This is a genomic window from Candidatus Nanopelagicales bacterium (genome assembly GCA_037045355.1).
Classification (GTDB): domain Bacteria; phylum Actinomycetota; class Actinomycetes; order S36-B12.
The window spans coordinates 237,538-255,562 of the sequence record JBAOHO010000014.1 but is presented as its reverse complement, the minus strand read 5'-3'; the positions used below and the strand labels follow the sequence as shown (position 1 = coordinate 255,562).

General features: G+C 68.5%; 16 protein-coding genes and 1 pseudogene. 2 read left to right on the top strand and 15 right to left on the bottom strand.

Annotated features, from left to right (window positions below):
* Positions 1-86 precede the first annotated feature (86 nt).
* The gene (locus tag V9E98_09580; protein MEI2717230.1) at positions 87-1,079 is read right to left on the bottom strand and encodes a helix-turn-helix domain-containing protein; all 993 of its coding nucleotides are present in this window, start codon (positions 1,077-1,079) and stop codon (positions 87-89) included.
* A gap of 48 nt (positions 1,080-1,127) precedes the next feature.
* Between V9E98_09580 and V9E98_09575 the strand changes: the two genes are divergently transcribed.
* Entirely contained in the window at positions 1,128-1,289 is a 162-nt protein-coding gene (locus V9E98_09575) for a hypothetical protein (protein MEI2717229.1), read from the top strand.
* 32 nt (positions 1,290-1,321) lie between these two features.
* Positions 1,322-3,274, top strand: a complete 1,953-nt coding sequence (locus V9E98_09570) for a hypothetical protein (GenBank protein MEI2717228.1) — start codon at positions 1,322-1,324, stop codon at positions 3,272-3,274.
* 183 nt (positions 3,275-3,457) lie between these two features.
* Here the strand turns inward: V9E98_09570 and V9E98_09565 are convergent, their stop codons facing one another.
* From V9E98_09565 to carB, 14 genes and pseudogenes are all read right to left on the bottom strand, one after another.
* Positions 3,458-4,060, bottom strand: coding sequence for a hypothetical protein (locus V9E98_09565; protein ID MEI2717227.1), 603 nt, complete (start codon positions 4,058-4,060; stop codon positions 3,458-3,460).
* The gene (locus tag V9E98_09560; GenBank protein MEI2717226.1) at positions 4,060-4,896 is read right to left on the bottom strand and encodes a transcription antitermination factor NusB; all 837 of its coding nucleotides are present in this window, start codon (positions 4,894-4,896) and stop codon (positions 4,060-4,062) included. The genes V9E98_09565 and V9E98_09560 overlap by 1 nt, the downstream gene beginning before the upstream one ends.
* A 17-nt stretch (positions 4,897-4,913) precedes the next feature.
* Complete coding sequence (gene fmt, locus V9E98_09555) at positions 4,914-5,849, bottom strand: methionyl-tRNA formyltransferase (protein ID MEI2717225.1); 936 nt, start codon at positions 5,847-5,849, stop codon at positions 4,914-4,916.
* Positions 5,850-5,852: 3 nt separating this feature from the next.
* Positions 5,853-6,398, bottom strand: a complete 546-nt coding sequence (gene def, locus V9E98_09550) for a peptide deformylase (GenBank protein MEI2717224.1) — start codon at positions 6,396-6,398, stop codon at positions 5,853-5,855.
* 119 nt (positions 6,399-6,517) lie between these two features.
* On the bottom strand, positions 6,518-7,894 hold the full coding sequence (locus tag V9E98_09545; protein MEI2717223.1) for a hypothetical protein: 1,377 nt from the start codon (positions 7,892-7,894) through the stop codon (positions 6,518-6,520).
* Positions 7,895-8,462: 568 nt separating this feature from the next.
* A complete protein-coding gene (gene metK / locus V9E98_09540; GenBank protein MEI2717222.1) occupies positions 8,463-9,656 on the bottom strand; it encodes a methionine adenosyltransferase in 1,194 nt (397 codons plus the stop codon).
* A 93-nt stretch (positions 9,657-9,749) separates the two neighbouring features.
* Positions 9,750-10,967, bottom strand: a complete 1,218-nt coding sequence (gene coaBC / locus V9E98_09535; protein MEI2717221.1) for a bifunctional phosphopantothenoylcysteine decarboxylase/phosphopantothenate--cysteine ligase CoaBC — start codon at positions 10,965-10,967, stop codon at positions 9,750-9,752.
* 176 nt (positions 10,968-11,143) lie between these two features.
* A pseudogene (gene rpoZ, locus V9E98_09530) lies at positions 11,144-11,374 on the bottom strand (DNA-directed RNA polymerase subunit omega).
* A 59-nt stretch (positions 11,375-11,433) separates the two neighbouring features.
* The gene (gene gmk / locus V9E98_09525) at positions 11,434-11,997 is read right to left on the bottom strand and encodes a guanylate kinase (GenBank protein ID MEI2717220.1); all 564 of its coding nucleotides are present in this window, start codon (positions 11,995-11,997) and stop codon (positions 11,434-11,436) included.
* Positions 11,994-12,326 carry an integration host factor, actinobacterial type gene (gene mihF, locus V9E98_09520; GenBank protein MEI2717219.1) on the bottom strand — a complete coding sequence of 111 codons (333 nt, stop codon included), beginning with the start codon at positions 12,324-12,326 and terminating at the stop codon, positions 11,994-11,996. The genes gmk and mihF overlap by 4 nt, the downstream gene beginning before the upstream one ends.
* 19 nt (positions 12,327-12,345) lie before the next feature.
* Complete coding sequence (pyrF, locus tag V9E98_09515; protein MEI2717218.1) at positions 12,346-13,035, bottom strand: orotidine-5'-phosphate decarboxylase; 690 nt, start codon at positions 13,033-13,035, stop codon at positions 12,346-12,348.
* Positions 13,032-13,913, bottom strand: a complete 882-nt coding sequence (locus tag V9E98_09510) for a hypothetical protein (GenBank protein MEI2717217.1) — start codon at positions 13,911-13,913, stop codon at positions 13,032-13,034. The genes pyrF and V9E98_09510 overlap by 4 nt, the downstream gene beginning before the upstream one ends.
* Positions 13,910-14,734, bottom strand: a complete 825-nt coding sequence (locus V9E98_09505; GenBank protein ID MEI2717216.1) for a hypothetical protein — start codon at positions 14,732-14,734, stop codon at positions 13,910-13,912. The genes V9E98_09510 and V9E98_09505 overlap by 4 nt, the downstream gene beginning before the upstream one ends.
* Entirely contained in the window at positions 14,734-18,024 is a 3,291-nt protein-coding gene (gene carB, locus V9E98_09500; protein MEI2717215.1) for a carbamoyl-phosphate synthase large subunit, read from the bottom strand. The genes V9E98_09505 and carB overlap by 1 nt, the downstream gene beginning before the upstream one ends.
* Position 18,025 lies beyond the last annotated feature (1 nt).

The following is an 18,025-nucleotide window of genomic DNA, read 5'->3' as shown; positions in this document are numbered from 1 at the left end:
CACCCAGACGGTGGCCGGGAGTTGGGGCTGGACTGTCCCTCTAGTTGTTACAGTTGGGTGTCTCTGGGACGGCGATGGTTTCGCTGTCAGGCGGCAGTCTTGCGTAGTCGGCGGGTCAGGTCCAGGCGGACTTGGCGTGGGGTTCGTCCGCGCATGTAGTCCCCGTGGTTGGGGCGGTGGTTGTTGTAGTCGTGGATCCAGGTCTGCAGGGACTTGTCGAGCAGTGCGGTGTCGTCGACGCGGCCGCGGTGGAAGTGGGGCCGGTAGAACTCGCGCAGCACGGTGCCGTGGAAGCGTTCACACACGGAGTTGTGATTCGGAGACCGCGGCGGGATGCGGTGGTGCGTCAAGCCCATGGCCGCGGCGCGGTCTTGGAACGCTCGTCCGACGAACTCGGGGCCGTTGTCCGTCAGCACGCCGGTCATGGTGACTCCCACGCGGCGCAGCGCCCGTTTCAGGTCGGTCAGAAACGCCGCAGCGACGGCGGCGGTCTTGTCTCCGACGATGATCTGCACGACGGCGTGGCGGGTGGCCACATCGACCGCGGTCAGCTGCCACACCGCTCCGACACCTTTGAGCCGGCCGACGTAGAACGTGTCCAGCGACACCACCTGCCCGGGCTTGGTGGCGTATAGGCAAAACCCGAACGGGCCTTCGGCGGCGGCGTCGGTGACCTGCCCGGCCTCAGCGGCGGTCAGTGACGCCAACGCCGCGACCCGCTGTTTCGCGGTGCCCAGCTGGTGGCGGCGCAGCACCTTGGCCACCCCGGACGCGGAGCGGTGCACGCCACGGGCCGCGAGGTGGCGCAGCAGGCTCTTCGGACCCAGCGTGGGCCGCGCGATGGCTTCGGCGAGGATGGTCGACACCTCCTCGGGGCTCATCGCATTGGGCTGATGTGGCCTGCGGCGGTCCTTGGGCAGCAACCCCGACGTGCCGTACCGGCTGGCGGTGTTGATCCACTGGTAGTACGTCTTGCGCGACACCCCAAACACCCGGCAGGCATGCGACACGTTGCCGCACGCGGCGGCGTACTGAATCAAACGGACACGACGGTCATACACAATGTCTTCGTGGGTCACGAGCGGGCTCCATCTCTAGATCGTTGAACAATCCAGAGACTCCCACTCGTGGCCCACACCTCCACGGAGGCGCAAGCCCCAAGTGTCGTCTGGGTGCTGGGTGATTCGGCGCTTTCCGGGGCGGCGTCGGTCGGGGTGGCGTCTGTCGGCCCGGGGTTGTCCACAGGTGTCGTGGTCGCGGGTGTGTCCCGGGTCGTGTCGGGGCGGTGATGGGTGTCGGACCCGAGGCGTAGGTTTCGAACATGAGTTCGAATGACATGTCGGGGGACCCTCCCCCTCGACCCCCCGCGGATCCCGCCTCGGAGGCAGCCGGCACGGATCCGGTGTTGCCGTTGCCGGGGTCGGGGGGGTCGGCGCGGGCGATGTGGGTGGGGTCGCGGCCGGGGTGGGTGCAGGCGGGGTGGTGGGACGCGCCGCTGCGCCCTGCGGTGCGCGCGTTGCTGGATGTCCCGCTGGGTCCAGACTTGGTGACGGCGTTGCTGGGGTTGGACCCGCAGTCGCGGTGGCGCTGCCCGGACCCTCATGTGGAGCATCCGTCGTATCTGCGCCCCACGGGGCGCTCGGGGTCTCCGTGTGCGTGTATGACGGTGGTGTGCGCGGCGTGGGCGGCGGTGGCGTCGTGGATCGATCATCAGGCCACGGTGGCGGTGGCCGCCGCCGCTGGTGCGACGGTTCAGGTTGTGGACTGGGACCGCGACGACCCGCGGATGGGTACCGTGGTCGACCCCGCCGTCGACGAACTGGCCCCCGCACTACGCGTGTCCCCCCGCGGGGCGCGGACCCGGGTGCAGTCCGCGCGCGCGTTGATCGCGCGCCCCGCGCTGTCGGCCGCGGTGGAGCAGGGCCTGGTCACGGGGTTCATGGCCCGCGCGGTCACCTGCGACCTGCACGAGTTGACCCGCGACGCCCCCGCGCGCGCGGACCTGGTCGTGGACATCTTGATCGAGAAACTACGCGCTCGTCACGTCACCGGGGCGCGGGCGTGGACGATCACGGAGGTCCGCCAGTGCCTGACCCGCATCGCCGCGTCACTGCACGTGGATCTCCGCGCGACCCGCCAACGCGCGAAGACGGGGCGGCGGGTCACCATGACCCGCGACGGGCGCGTGGGCACGATCATCGCGGACCTCCCCGATGACGTCGCGGTACGCATCATGGACCGCCTGCACGACCTCGCCCACCACCTCACCGACCCCGACGATGACCGCACCGCGGACCACAAACGCGCCGACGTGTTCACCGACCTGCTCCTCGACCAGGCAGCCAGTCGCGCGACCGCCGTGTCAGGCCCGAAGTCAGGGTCGGGATCGGGCTGCGACTCGGGTTCGGCTCAGGCCCAGACTCAAGCGCGGGGGACGCAGAGACGGCGGTCGCGCCGCCACCGTCAGACCCGGACCCCGCCTCAGGATCGGGCTCTGATCTGGGCTCGGGCTGCGATTCAGGCCCGGGGGCGGTCGACGGGGAGGCGTCAGGCGCACCGCCGCAGCCAGCCTCGAACCCCGACTCAGCCCCAGGGCCGGACTCGGGCCCGGGTTCAGGCCCGGGCTCAGGCTGCGACGCGACCTCAGGCTCGGTTCGGGCCCGGGTTCAGGCCCGGGCTCTGGTTCTGGTTCTGGTCGGGTTCCCGCCCGCCGCGGGTGACCCCGGGGCGAGGGGAGGTCGCGGTGGTCATCGACGCCGCCACCTTGCTCGCCCTGGCCGACCACGCTGGTGAGATCCCCGGCTGCGGACCGATCCCCGCCGAGATCGCCCGCGAACTGGCCGCGGACCGCAAATGGCGGTGGTGGATCACCGAACCCACCACCGCACACGTCACCGCCACCAGCGCGCGGACCTACACCCCATCCGCGGCGTTGGCGCGGCTGATCCGAGCCCGTGAACCGTACTGCCGCATGCCCGGCTGCCGCGCCCCCGCGCACCGCTGCGACCTCGACCACACCGTGCCCTGGCCCGACGGCGACACCACAGCAGACAATCTCGGACCCGTTTGCAGGCGCCACCACAACCTCAAAACACACAGACATTGGAAACTGACCAACAACGGCCCCCACGGTCACAGCCCCGACAGCGACCGCCCCTACGGTCACAGCCCCGACGGTCACACCCCCGACGGCGACAGCCCCAGCGGCTGGACCTGGGCCACCCCCACCGGCATCACCCACCACGACATCCCCGAACACCCCCTGCGAACCTGACCAGCCACCCGGACCAAGCCGGATCCGGGTGGGGTTCGGGTTCGGCTACGGCTACGGCTACGGCCGATGAAGTCTGCGTCCGACCACACCCACTTCTGATCTGCCGGCGCTGGCCACTGCTCCGCGGTCACTGGCCCTGACCTGCCGGCACGGGATGCGTCTGCCGACAGCGGTGGCCGGGGTTCACATCGGCCGGCGCAGTACCGCGAGGAACATCGCGTCGGTGTCATGGCGATGTGGCCACAGCTGCACGAAATCCCCGACGGCGCAGTCAGCGACCTCTGGCAACAGATGCGCGGCCGGTACCTGTTGGAGGTCGGGGTGCCGTCTGCGGACTGCGCTGACGATGTCATGGGTTTCCGCCACATGTGGGGAACAGGTCACGTAAGCGAGGCATCCCCCTGGCACCAGCAGGTCGACCGCTCGAGCCAACAGGGCCAATTGGCTGGCACGCAGTTGAGGCAGGTCCGCAGGCGTGCGGCGCCACCGCAGCTCCGGGCGGCGGCGCAGCGCACCCAATCCGGTGCATGGGGCGTCGAGCAGGATCCTCGAGTACCGCTGCGGTCCAACCTCCAGCGCGTCCCCCGTCCGCACGTCCACCGGAGGACCGCCGGCGACTGTCTGACGAATCAGATCGGCACGATGAGGATGCTGCTCGACGGCCGTCAGGGTCGCACCCATCGAGGCAGCCGGTCCCGCGAGGTCCGCTGTCTTGCCACCGGGCCCGGCACACAGATCCAGCCAGTCGCCGGGCGGAGTGTCGAGCCGGGACACGGCCAAGGCCATCAACTGACTGCCTTCATCCTGTACAGCGGCCCGATGATCGCGCACGGCCGCGAACCGACCCGGGTCACCGGCCACCCGAACCGCCCAGGGGGACCATCGGCCGGTCTCCCCTCCGGTTGCGGATGGTGAGTTCTCGTGCGGAGATCCGGGTGGGCCTGGCAACCAGAGTGACGGGCGGGCTCATTGTTGCGCTGCAACAAAGCCTCGATCTCGTCCCTTGCCCGCTGCTTGTCGAGGGCGTCAAGCAAGGACCTGATGATCCAGACGGGATGCGAGAACTCGACCTCCCAGCGCGGCAGCAGCTCCTCCGACTGCCGGCCCTCCAACTGCACGGAAGAAACGGCGGCCTGACCGGAGAGGGACGAACCGACGATCTCACCGACCGCTTGCTCAGGGAACGGCGCGATTTCCGCGAGCCACTCCGGCCAGGATCGGCGAGCAACCGCGCGCAGTATCGCATTCGCGAACTTCGCAGCTCCCGGACCTCGGCGTCTGCGCACCTGGTCGACGGTCGCCGACACGGCAGCGTAGGCCGGGGTCGCCATGTCGAGGATCTGATGCGACCCGAGGCGCAAGGCGTCGCGGACCACTGGGTCGATGCGCTCCAGCGGACGTGTGGAGCAGGCGGCAATGACCGCGTCGTATCTTCCCTGCAACCGCAGAGTCCCGAACACCAGCTCCGTCGCCAGAGCTGAGTCACGGCGATCGGTGCGATGCCGCCGCAGGAGCTGGCTCAGCAGGAGATTGGCGTAGGCGTTCTCTGTGCTGACAGCGATGAGGACCTCAAGGGCGATGTCGCGAGCAGTTGCCTCGCGCGGCTGGTGGGGAGGCGTCAACGGCTGGTGGGGAGGCGTCAACGGAATGTCTCGCCCGCACCGGGCCGCAGCCCTCGCAACCAGTCGGCGGCAGGCATGCTGCGTTTGCCCGCCGGTTGGACGTCCGTGAGTTGCACCGCGCCCGACCCGGTGGCGACGAGCCACGTTTTGCGGCCGGACTCGCGCAGTTGCCCGGGAACCGCGTCCAGATCCTCATGACCGGGTACGGGGAGCACCGGAGCGATCTTGACCCGGATGTCCCGCAGCGTGGTCCAGGCACCTGGCGCGGGAGTGAACGCCCGGATCTGGCGGTCCACCGCAAGGCTTGGCTGCTGCCAGGCGACCCGAGCGTCCTCCGAAGTGATCTTGGGAGCCAGGCTGGCCCCGTCGTCGCCTTGCGGGACAGCGACAACGTCGCCGGACTCCACCGCATCGAGGGTGACGGCGAGTAGCTCGGCTCCTGAGACCGCCAGCCGGGCCAACAGATCACCTGCGGTGTCGCGCGGGTGCACCGGTTCCGTCACCGTGCCGAAGACGGGCCCGGTGTCCATCCCTTCGTCCAGCAGGAACGTGGTGGCACCGGTGAGATCATCACCGTGCCAGATCGCATGTTGCACCGGCGCTGCCCCTCGCCACGCCGGCAGTAGCGAGAAGTGCAGGTTGATCCATCCGTGTGGCAGCGCAGACAGCAGTGGGCTCGGGATCAGATTGCCGTAGGCGACGATCGGACAGGCATCGACCTTCAGGTCCCGGATCGTGGTCAAGGCCGCGGGGTCTCGCAGCCCCGACGGCTGCAACACGGGGATTCCGGCCTCATCGGCGACGCGGGCGACCTCAGATCGGGCCAGACGCCGACCACGGCCCACCGGTGCATCGGGTCTGGTGAGCACGGCGACGACATCGTGCCGCGACGCCAGCAGACGCTGCAGTGCGGGCACGGCTGGTTCCGGTGTCCCCGCGAAGAGGAGTCGCACGTCTCACCGCCACCGTTCGGTCACCGCGTGGGGACTGACGCGCACAGCGGGCGCCTCGGTACCGAACCACTCAGCGTCCCGGATGGCGCGAAGCGCTGCTTTGCGCTGTTCGGAATCCAGCCTGTCGATGAACAACACCCCGTCGAGGTGATCCGTCTCATGCTGGATCGCGCGTGCCGTGATCGCCGAACCTTCGACAGTGACCGGTTCACCGAACATGTTCTGACCCCTGGCCACCACTCGTATGGCCCGGGGGGTGAGTGCGTGGATTCCGGGCAGGGAGAGACATCCCTCTTCCAGTTCCTCGGAATCTGCGGACAGGTCCAAATCCGGATTTACCAGGTGGCCCAGTTCACCGTCGGTGTACCAGGTGAAGACCCGCAGGCTCACGCCGAGTTGCGGCGCCGACAGCCCGGCGCCGGGAGCGTCGAGCATCGTGTCGGTCAGGTCCTGCACGAGTCGCCGCAGTTCCTTGTCGAAGGTCTCCACCGGTTGGGCGACGGTCCGCAGCACTGGATCGCCGAACAGCCTGATCTGTCGCAGCGCCACTGGACTCCTTTCGACCGAGTCAGCCTACCCAGTCCCGGCCGGCGTTCGATCCAGCGCACAGTCGGGGGCGGCGGGGAGGCGCCGGCAGGACACGAGTCGGACTCGTCATGAACGCACGATCAGTCCAGCGCGACCGGATCGACCTGAACGCGGACGGCACCACCTCTGTGGCGGGCGGAGCGAGCCATGATGATGGTACGCAGCTCATCACGCAACGACGGGAAGTCCGACGAACGCAACAGTGCTCGCGCCGTGGAACCGGTGATCTCACGCGGTCCCAGCACATCGACCTCGCCAGACAGCGCGGCGATGACCTCCTCGAGGTCGGTCGGGGAACCGTCGATCTGAGCGACTTGTTGTGCGGGCGGTAGACCGGCGGCTGTGCGACGCTTCAGTTCGTCGGCTGCCAGGACCCCGGGATCCCAGCGGATCAGCGCCTGGACGACGGGGTCGTCGGAATCGGCGCTGAGTGCCAGAGGTGCCCCCGGACGCAGCAGGGCCGCGGCGTTGAACCAGCGTCGACCTGCTTCCTCACGCGAGCGGACACCTACCCGCCACAGATCCTCCTGGGCGTCCAGGATCGCTCCAGCCGTGTAACCGCCGGCGGCGATTGGCTCAACGCCGGCGGTGGCCACCACGATCGCGGTGTGCGCGACAGTGGCGACTGGGTGCTCGGCGGTGCTCTGCAGCACCGGTATCCCCCCGAACAGCCGACCCAGTTCCTCCGCGGTGCGGCTCGCGCCGGAGCGCACCGCCCGCAACCGGGTCCCCCCGCACGAGGGGCAGTGGAACTCGTCGGCCGCCGAGCAGCGGCGACACTGCACCGACCCGTTGGCGGCGACCTCCAACGGTCCGCCGCAGCGAGGACACTCAGCGAGTTCGCGGCACGTCTGACAGGCAGTCAAGGGCAGGTAACCGCGCCGGGACACCTGCACCAACACAGGTCCGGCATCGAGTCCCGTTCGCAGCGCAGCCACCGTCGACTGCGGCAGCCGTCGCACGAGGTCGAACGGTGAACGCACCCGGTCGATGGTCGAGAACACATGCGGGCGGCGGGAGCGGACGGCTGCCTGATCAGTCAGATCCAAGCACCAGCCGGCATCCAGCCATCGCTGGGTCTCGGCGGATCGGGTGTGTCCCGCCAACAACAGCGCGCACGTCTGGAGATGGCTGCGCAAGGCCAGCACTTCTCGAGCGTGTGGATAGGGAGCCCGCTGTTCGGCCAGGGAGGAGTCGCCGTCATCCCACACGACCAGCAAACCGGGGTCGAGCACCGGTGCGAACGCAGCGGCCCGGGTTCCGACCACCACATGGGCCTGTCCACTCAGGACGTCGAGGAATGCGGAGTACCGGTCCCGGGGACCCTCATCCGCGGTGAGCACCGCGGTGTGACCGGGTACGGCAGATCGCAGTGCGGCGGCCAGCGGAGCCACATCGCGCGCGTCCGGAGCCACCAAGACGACCGAACGACCCGCCTCGGTGACAACGCGGGCCACTGCTGCCAATTGGTCCGCCCAGTCTCCCCCGCGGGTGCGACCCAAGTACCGCGCACGGGGACTCCGCCGGCGGCCTCCACCACGAACGGATGAGCGGCGAGTCCGACGCCCGGGCGAGGTTGTCGGCGCGGACGCGAAGATCCGGGGCGCCACCCGGTCTCGGCGCCGGCCACCCGCGGGGGCACAGCAAGCCGAACGACATCACTGACCGATCCGGCGTAGTGAGTCGCTACCTCACGGCACAGCGCAAGGATGTCGGTGGTGAGAACGGGGACATCGGACACGACCGATGCGATGGGGGTGACAGGAGCACGAAAGTCGGCCGCACCGGAGAGGACATAGCCTTCGGTGAGTTTGCCCGCCAGACGCACCCGGACCCGCACTCCGGGCGCCACCCGCTGACTCAGGCGGTGGGGCACCGAATAGGTGAACGCGCGTGCCAGATGCGGCAATCGACTGTCGACGAGAACGTCGACGAGCCGGTCGCCTCCGGTCGCCGGACGTCCGGGTGTTCGGGGCCGCAGCCCGCCACGCGGTCCGATCAGGGGCAGTTGATCGGACAGACGGATCAGCCCTTGACGGCGCGGGCCAGGTCCTCGGCCCGGTCAGTCCGCTCCCAGGTGAAGTCGTCGAGTTCTCGACCGAAGTGGCCGTAGGCGGCGGTCTGCCGGAAGATCGGCCGCTTCAAGTCGAGGTCGCGGATGATCGCGGCGGGGCGCAGGTCGAAGGTGTCCATGACGGCACCGGCGATCTGCTCCGTCGGTACCGTCTCGGTTCCGAAGGTCTCCACGAAGAGTCCGACGGGATGCGCCTTGCCGATGGCGTACGCGACCTGAACCTCACAGCGGTCCGCCAGGCCCGCAGCGACGACGTTCTTGGCGACCCAGCGCATCGCGTAGGCGGCGGAGCGGTCGACCTTGGAGGGATCCTTGCCCGAGAACGCGCCGCCACCGTGCCTGGCCATGCCTCCGTAGGTGTCGACGATGATCTTGCGTCCCGTCAACCCCGCATCGCCCATGGGGCCGCCGATCTCGAACTTGCCTGTGGGATTGACGAGGAACCGGATGTCGTCAGCGGCGAATCCGAAGTCATCCAGAACGGGCTCGAGGATGTGTTTGCGCAGATCGGGTGCCAGCATGCCGTCCAGCGAGATGTCCTTGGCGTGCTGCGAGCTGATGACGACGGTCTCGACCGCCACCGGCTTGTCCCCGTCGTATTCGATGGTGACCTGGGTCTTGCCGTCGGGGCGCAGGTACGGCAGGACACCGTCGTGACGAACTCGAGCCAAGGTGGCGGCCAGGGAGTGCGACAGCGAGATGGGCAGAGGCATCAAGGCGTCGGTGTCGCGGCAGGCGTAGCCGAACATGAGCCCCTGATCACCGGCGCCCTGCAGGTCGAGCGGGTCTCCGCTGCGGTCGATCCGCTCCTCGTAGGCATCGTCCACCCCCTGGGCGATGTCTGGTGACTGCTTGCCGATCGATACCGACACCCCACAGGACTCGCCGTCGAATCCCTTGACGGAGGAGTCGTAACCGATGTCCAGGACAACGTCTCGGACGATCTCGATCACATCGGCGTAGCCCTCGGTGGTGACTTCGCCGGCAACATGGACCTGGCCAGTGGTGAGGAGTGTCTCGACCGCTACCCGGCTGCCGGGATCCTGCCGCAGGAGGTCGTCAAGGATCGCATCACTGATCTGATCGGCCATCTTGTCGGGGTGGCCTTCAGTCACTGATTCAGACGTGAAGAGTCGCTTGGTCATGGGGATTGCTCCTCGGGAGTTCCGGCTGCCGACCGGGAGCGGCGGGCCCCCGGGGTTCCCCACAGGGTAACGGGTGGCGCCGCCCCGTCCGAATCAACCCGCAGATACTGCGAGGAGCCGATCCCAGACGGAGTCGGCGATTCGGGTCTTGTCCGCTCGGTCGATGGTCACCGCCGCGCCCGTCGCGTCGAGGACCACCACCTCATTGTCATCGGCGCCGAACACCGAACCGCCGCCGACATCGTTGACGACGAGGAAGTCGCACCCCTTGGCCGCCAACTTGGCCCGCGCATGCGTCAATGCGTCGGCGTTCGAGTCACCTGTCTCGGCGGCGAATCCGACGATGACCTGGCCGGGCGAACGGTGGGTGACGAGATCGGCCAGGACGTCGGGAGTCCGCTCCAACTCGATCGACTGTGGCTCGGAGTCCGAGCCCTTCTTCAACTTGGCGTCGCTGACGGTGCGGGGCCGAAAGTCCGCTACGGCAGCACACATGACGACGATGTCGTGGTCCGCCTGCCGGGCGCGCATCTCCTCATGCAGATCGGCGGCGGTGATCACGTCGGTTCGGTCGACATTCGCGGGGGTCGGCAGTGACACATTCGCGGCAACCACTGTGACTTCTGCGCCTCGAGCGACCGCTGTTCGCGCCAGCGCCCAGCCCATCCGGCCGCTGGAGCGGTTACCGAGAAATCGCACGGGGTCGATGGGTTCCCGGGTGCCACCCGCCGAGATCAGGATCCGGCGCCCGGCGAGATCGTGGGCGGAACCGAGCGCCGCACGGCACTCGGCAACGATCTGAGCGGGTTCGGGCAGCCGACCCGGACCTGAGTCCGACCCGGTCAGCCGTCCGACGTCAGGTTCGATCACCCGAACACCGCGTCGGCGCAGAGTCGCGACGTTGGCCTCGGTGGCGGGGTGCTGCCACATCTCGGTGTGCATCGCGGGGGCCATGACCACCGGGCCGTGGGCAGTGAGCAAAGTGGTGGTGAGCAGGTCGTCCGCAAGTCCTGCGGCGGCCTTGCCGAGCAGGTTGGCGGTGGCGGGTGCCACGACGACGAGATCGGCACTTTGCCCGAGCAGGACGTGTTGCACGTCGGGTACCCGCTCCCAGACGGTGGTGCTAACGGGCTTACCCGACAGCGCTTCCCATGTCGGGGCGCCTACGAAGCGCAAAGCGGACTCGGTCGGCACCACAGTCACGTCGGCGCCATCTTCGGTGAGAAGCCGGACCAGTGCCGCGGCTTTGTACGCGGCGATCCCGCCGCACACGCCGACCACGATGCGCAGACCGGTCAGGTCGGCGGGCACTATGCCTACTCGGTGTCGGAGGCCGGCTCGTCGGTGACGATCACCTCGACGCCTGCTGCATCGTCAGCGATCTCATCGACGACGACCATCTCGGTGGTGTCGATGGCCACCAACTCCGGTTCGCCCGGGATCGAGTCGGTCATCGGAGTCTCGGGGGCGTCGTCGGTGGTCGCCACGAGCATGCCGGAGTGGATCTCCCGCAGCGCAATGCTCATCGGCTTCTCCTGCGGGTGGGTCTCGACCAGCGGCCCCACGTATTCCAGGAGGTAGTCGCCCATCTGCGAGTAGTAGCCAGTGATCTGACGGGCCCGCCGGGCGGCGTAGATGACCAGGGAGTACTTGGACTCGGTGGTGGCGAGCAGTTCGTCGATGGAGGGATGTGTGATGCCCTCGGGACGCGCGCTCATGTGGGTGGCCTCTCGTCGTGGGTCAGGTGAATGCGGGTTCGGACGCCGCTGGCGTCGCGTCAGGCGCGACGGGTGTCCCACAACTGTAGCAACTGATCGACGGACTCGGACACCAGCGAATTCGTGACCACGTGGTCGAACTCGTCGGCGGCTTCCATCTCGGCGACGGCTCGCTGCAGTCTGGCTTCGGCGTCCGGACCACTCTCGGTGCCGCGCCCTGCCAAACGACGCCTCAGCTCGGCAGTGTCGGGTGGGGCGAGGAAGACGAACAGTGCGTCGGGGTGACGCTGGCGGACCTGGCGGGCACCGGCCAGGTCGATCTCGAGAACGACAGGCTGACCGGCGGCGATCCGTTCGGCCACCGGCGCCTGTGCGGTGCCGTAGAGATTGCCGGCGTATTCGGCCCACTCGAGGAATCCGCCCGCAGCCGCCATTTCCTCGAATTCCGGTCGCGACACGAAGAAGTACGACCGTCCGTGCTCCTCCCCCGGTCGCGGCGATCGGGTGGTGGTCGATACCGACAGCCACACGTCGGGGCGGCGGTGCAGCAGTTCGGCAATGACGGTGCCCTTGCCCACACCCGAGGGTCCGCTGACGACGAGAAGGTCACACCAGCGGATCACCAGAACACCGCCACCAGTTGGCTGCGCTGACGCTCACCGAGCGCCCGCAGCCTGCGGTCGCCGTTGATCCCCAATTCCACCAGCCGTCGGTCGGCAGTGGTGGGTCCGACACCGGGGAGGGCCAGGAGGAGTTCACCGACAGTCATCCGCGCGACCGCCCGGCCCTGTTCGGTGTCCGTGAACGCGATGTCGACCACTTGTGAGAAGGACAGGTACCCGGCCCTGACCTTGGCCTTGACCTCCGCCCTCGTGCGTCTGGCCACCAGTGCCCGGTCACGGGCACCGCTGCGCTCTGCTGCGGTGAGCGGAGGTGGCACCGGCGGGGTCACCTGGGAACGTTAGCAAGGATCACGATGCGGCCCGGATCTCGGCCGCGATAGCCGCCGCGGCGGCAGCGGGAGCGGCAGCTGCGGTGATGGGACGGCCGACCACGAGGACGTCGGATCCCCAGCCGACTGCGGCCTGGGGGGTCGCGACCCGGCTCTGGTCCTGCGCCTGACCACCGGCCGGGCGGATACCGGGGGTGATCAGCCGGACATCGCCGGGGAACTCCACGCGTAGCGCCGCCACTTCGAGCGCCGACGACACGAGAGCCCGGGCGCCCGCTGTCACGGCGACGTGCGCCCACTGCACGACCAGTTCATCTGCGGGCGGCAGGCGCAAAGCGAGCAGGTCCGTCGGGGCCAGCGAGGTCAGCAGCGTCACGGCCGCGATGCGCGTGTTCGGTAGGGCCTCCGCAGCGGCACCGACCATCGTGGCGCCACCGGACGCGTGCACTGTGAGGAAGTCGGGGGCCAGGGCGGCGACCGCTCGGGCACCTCCTGCGACCGTGGCCGGAATGTCATGCAGCTTCAGATCGAGGAACAGCCCGCATTCCGGGGCCGCCCGACGCACCTGCGCGACCCCGGAGGCTCCGTGGCGCAGGTAGAACTCCAAACCGACCTTGAGGACGTCGACGTGCGGGGCCACGGCGGCAGCCCACTCAGTTGCCGTGTCGACCGAGGTCGTGTCGAGTGCGACGGCCAGTGCCGGGCTCATGGAATCCTCCCGTGGGCAGTTCCTCGGATCTGGCTGAGGGTTCGCCCCGCCACCAGAGTGTGGAGTTCATCGGCGATCCGGGGCCCGGCGCCGGGATCGTTCAGCAACGCGGTGCCGACCGCAACGGCCGTAGCACCGGCGAGGAGAAACTCCAGGGCATCCGCACCAGTGGTCACTCCACCGGATGCCACGATCGGGATCTCGGGGATCGCCTCGTGCACCTGCCAGACGGCGCGCAGTGCGATGGGCCGGATCGCGGGGCCGGACAATCCCCCGGGCACCGTCCCCAGGGCCGGGTGACCGGCGGCCGCGTCGATGGCCACGGCGGGCACGGCGTTGATGAGTGACAGGCCGTCGGCCCCTGCGGCGACGCAAGAACGCGCCAGAGGAACCGTCACATCGCTGCCGAGTTTGGCGAGCACCGGTACCGGGGCCGCGGTGTTGCGCCGCACCTGGTGGATGACCGCGGCCGGATCCGCCGTGCCGCCCGAGGGGTGCGACAGATTCACCTCGATCGCGGCGATGCCTTGAATCTGACGCAGCCGCTGCGCGATCCGCCCGTGCTCGGCGGTGCTGTCGGCCCATATCGACACGATCACGGTGGCACCTGTGGCCATCAGTTCGGGAAGTTCCTCGTCGACGAATCGATCCACGCCGGGCCCCGGCAACCCGAGAGCATTGACCAGACCGCTGGGCGATTCGACCAGCCGCGGCAAAGGTGTCCCCGCACGCGGTGCTCCAGTGACGCTGCGCGTGATGACGGCTCCCAGCACCGACAGATCGGTGACCCGCTGCATCTCAGCGCCCGAGCCCGCGCACCCGGCGGCTGCCAGCACTGGGCTGGACAGCGGGACACCGGCGAGGTCGACGTCGTTCACGCGAGCACCTCGGGGGCGTCGGCGCAGTCATCGGGGATGGTGCCGAGGTCGTCCCACCGCACCAGGTCGGCGTTGAACACGGGACCCTCCGTACAGGCGCGGACCATGCGCGTCACCTGATCCCGACCGGTCACGGGCACGACACACGCGGTGCAGGTGCCGGCCGAACACACCAGATCCGTTTGCAGCGCTGCCTGGTGGGCCACCCCGCCCGCGGCGGCTCGCGCAACGTCGCACAGCACATCTGCCGGTCCGGCCGAATACAGCACCGAGATGTCTGAGCCCAGATGGTCGCGGACTGCGTCGCCGAGGTCACCATCGATCACCGCGGTAGCCGTGCTGACGCGCTTGGCATCGAGCATCCCGAACGGCTCGGGATGGGCGGCGGCGAGGAAAGTCACCCGGCAACCGCGAGCCCCCAGGTCGGCCGCCAGCCGGATCAACGGGGCTGCCGCAACTCCCCCACCCGCGACCATTACCACCCCGACCGGTTCACGGGGGTGGGAGAACGGCCGCCCCAGCGGTGCCATCAGATCCACCACCGACCCCGGCTCGAGCGCCGCCACCCGGCGCCCACCGGGTTCCGCCGAATCGATGACGAGTTCGAGGGCGCCACCGTCGCGCCCAGACGCCGAGCTGTTCGCGATCCAGACTTGGCGGCGCAGCAGCATCGACGAATCCTGCCCCGCGACCGACACCGATGCGAAGTGACCGGCACGGCAGCGGTCGGCCACACCACCGGCCGCCACCGTCAAAACCGCGTAGCGCCCGGATCGGCGCCGGGCCAGAACCTTGGCCCCCCAGTGGGCGACCGGTGGCATCACGCGGTCCCGGCTCGCAGCCGGGCGATATCGGCGGCGTGTTCCTGCAGGGAGCGGACCCCCACCTGCGCATCTCGGGCGGCCTCGATGCCCTGGACGGCCGCCGCGAGCCCGGCTGTGGTGGTCATGCACGGAACTGAGTGAGTGACGGCCGCGGTGCGGATCTCGTATCCGTCGAGGCGGGTGCCGACCCCGAAGGGCGTGTTGACGATCAACGCGACGTCGCCGGAGTTGATGGCTTGCACCGTGGTGGGCTCTCCGTCGGGTCCCGGGCCCTCACGGTGCTTGCGCAGCACCGAGACCTTCAGCCCGTTGCGGCGCAGGATCTCGGCGGTGCCCTCGGTCGCGGCGATGTCGAACCCCAGATCGGCCAGCCGCTTGATCGGGAAGATCATGGACCGCTTGTCCCGGTTGGCGACACTGACCAGGATGCGGCCACTGGTCGGAAGGCCACCGCTGTAGGCACCCGACTGGGACTTGGCGAAAGCGGTCCCGAACGAGGAGTCGATCCCCATGACCTCACCGGTCGAGCGCATCTCGGGGCCGAGTACGGTGTCGACCCCGTGGAAGCGGCCGAATGGGAGCACGGCCTCTTTGACGGCGATGGGCGCCCCGATCGGCAACGTGCCGCCGTCACCTGTGGCGGGCAAGGTGCCGTCGGCGCGCAGTTCGGCGATGGTCTCGCCCATCATCACGCGGGCAGCCGCCTTGGCCAGCGGAACCGCCGTTGCCTTGGAGACGAATGGGACCGTGCGGGACGCGCGCGGGTTGGCTTCGAGGACGTACAGCACGTCGCCGGCCAGGGCGTACTGGACGTTCAGCAGGCCGCGGACCCCGACACCGTCGGCGATGGCGATCGTGGAGCGTCGGATCCGCTCGATCTCGGCGTGACCGAGCGTGATCGGTGGCAGTGAGCAGGCCGAGTCGCCGGAGTGGATGCCGGCCTCCTCGATGTGTTCCATCACACCGCCGAGGTACAGGTCGGTGCCGTCGTAGAGGGCGTCGACATCGATCTCGATGGCGTCGTCGAGGAACCGGTCGATGAGCACCGGGTGTTCGGGGTTGATCTGGGTGGCCCGGTCGAGGTAGTCGGCCAGCATGGCGTCGTCGTAGACGATCTCCATGCCGCGGCCACCGAGAACATACGACGGTCGCACCAGGACCGGATACCCGATCTCGTGGGCGATGTCGCGGGCCTCGGTGAAGGACAGGGCAGTGCCGTGACGGGGAGCCGGCAGCCCGGCGCGCAGCAGGACCCGTCCGAACGAACCGCGATCCTCGGCGAGGTGGATGGACTCAGGCGACGTGCCGACCACGGGCAGCCCGAGATCCTTCAACGACTGAGCCAGGCCGAGCGGCGTTTGGCCCCCGAGTTGGACGATGACACCGGCGACCTCGCCGCTGACGGATTCGGCGTGGTAGACCTCGAGAACATCTTCGAGGGTCAAGGGCTCGAAATACAGCCGGTCGGACGTGTCGTAGTCGGTGGACACGGTCTCGGGGTTGCAGTTGATCATGACGGTCTCGTAGCCGTGCTCGCGCAGCGTCAAGGACGCGTGCACGCACGAGTAGTCGAACTCGATGCCCTGTCCGATGCGGTTGGGTCCGCTTCCCAGGATCAGTACCTTCGGGCGAAGTCCGGGCTCCACCTCGGTTTCCTCGTCATAGGAGGAGTAGTGGTACGGCGTGCGGGCGGCGAACTCCGCGGCGCAGGTGTCGACGGTCTTGTAGACCGGACGTACGCCCAGCGCGTGGCGCACACCGCGCACGACGTCTTCGCCGAGGTCGAGGATCTCGCCGATCTGGCGATCGGAGAATCCGTTGCGCTTGGCGATGCGGACCAGATCCGGCTGCATGACGGTGGCCGCGCGCAACTCATCGGCGATGTCGTTGAGCACGACGATCTGGTCGAGGAACCAAGGGTCGATCCCCGTCGCCTGATGGGCCTCGGCGACCGTGGCCCCACCTCGCAGGGCCTGCTGCACGAGCCGCAGCCGCCCATCGCGTGGGGTTGCCGCCTGCGCGAGCAGTGCGTGTGGATCGGCGACCGGATCGCCACACCAACTGAACTCCGCGTCAGCGCGTTCCATTGACCGCAGGGCCTTCTGCAGGGCCTCGGTGAAGTTGCGTCCGATGGCCATGGCTTCGCCGACACTCTTCATGGTGGTGGTCAGGCGGTCATCCGCGTTGGGGAACTTCTCAAAAGCGAACCGCGGCACTTTGACGACGATGTAATCCAGAGCGGGTTCGAACGAGGCCGGAGTCTCCGCAGTGATGTCGTTGGGGATCTCGTCCAAGCTGTACCCGACGGCCAGTCGGGCAGCGATCTTGGCGATCGGGAATCCCGTGGCCTTGCTGGCCAGGGCACTGGATCGGGAGACACGGGGGTTCATCTCGATGACGATGATCCGCCCGTCGGTCGGATTGACCGCGAACTGGATGTTGCACCCTCCGGTGTCGACACCGACCGCACGGATGATGTCGATGCCGATGTCGCGCAGCCGCTGGTATTCGCGGTCTGTGAGCGTAAGGGCGGGCGCGACGGTGATGGAGTCGCCGGTGTGAACGCCCATGGGGTCGAGGTTCTCGATCGAACAGATGACGACCACGTTGTCGTTGTGGTCCCGCATGAGCTCGAGTTCGTATTCCTTCCACCCGAGGATCGACTCCTCGAGCAGCACTTCGGTGGTGGGGCTCGCGAGCAGTCCGGCGCCGGCGATCTGCCTGAGTTCGTCGGCCGTGTGGGCGAAACCGGATCCGGCCCCGCCCATCGTGAACGAAGGTCGTACGACCACCGGGTAGCCCAACTCCTCCACTGCCGCGAAGCACTCATCGAGGGTGTGGCAGATGCGGCTGCGCGCGGACTCCGCTCCGATGGAGGACACGATGGTCTTGAACACCTCCCGGTTCTCGCCGCGCTCGATCGCATCGATGTCGGCACCGATGAGTTCGACACCGTAGGTGTCGAGCACCCCGGCCTTGGACAGTGCGATGGCGGTGTTCAGCGCGGTCTGCCCGCCGAGCGTCGGTAGGAGTGCGTCCGGACGCTCCTTGGCGATGATCTGCTCGACCATGTCCACGGTGATGGGTTCGACGTACGTGGCGTCGGCGAACTCCGGGTCGGTCATGATGGTGGCCGGGTTGCTGTTGACGAGGATCACGCGCAGACCCTCGTCCTTGAGAACCCGGCACGCCTGTGTGCCCGAGTAGTCGAACTCGCAGGCCTGTCCGATGACGATGGGCCCCGAGCCGATCACCAGCACCGACGAGATGTCGTCACGCAGTGGCATG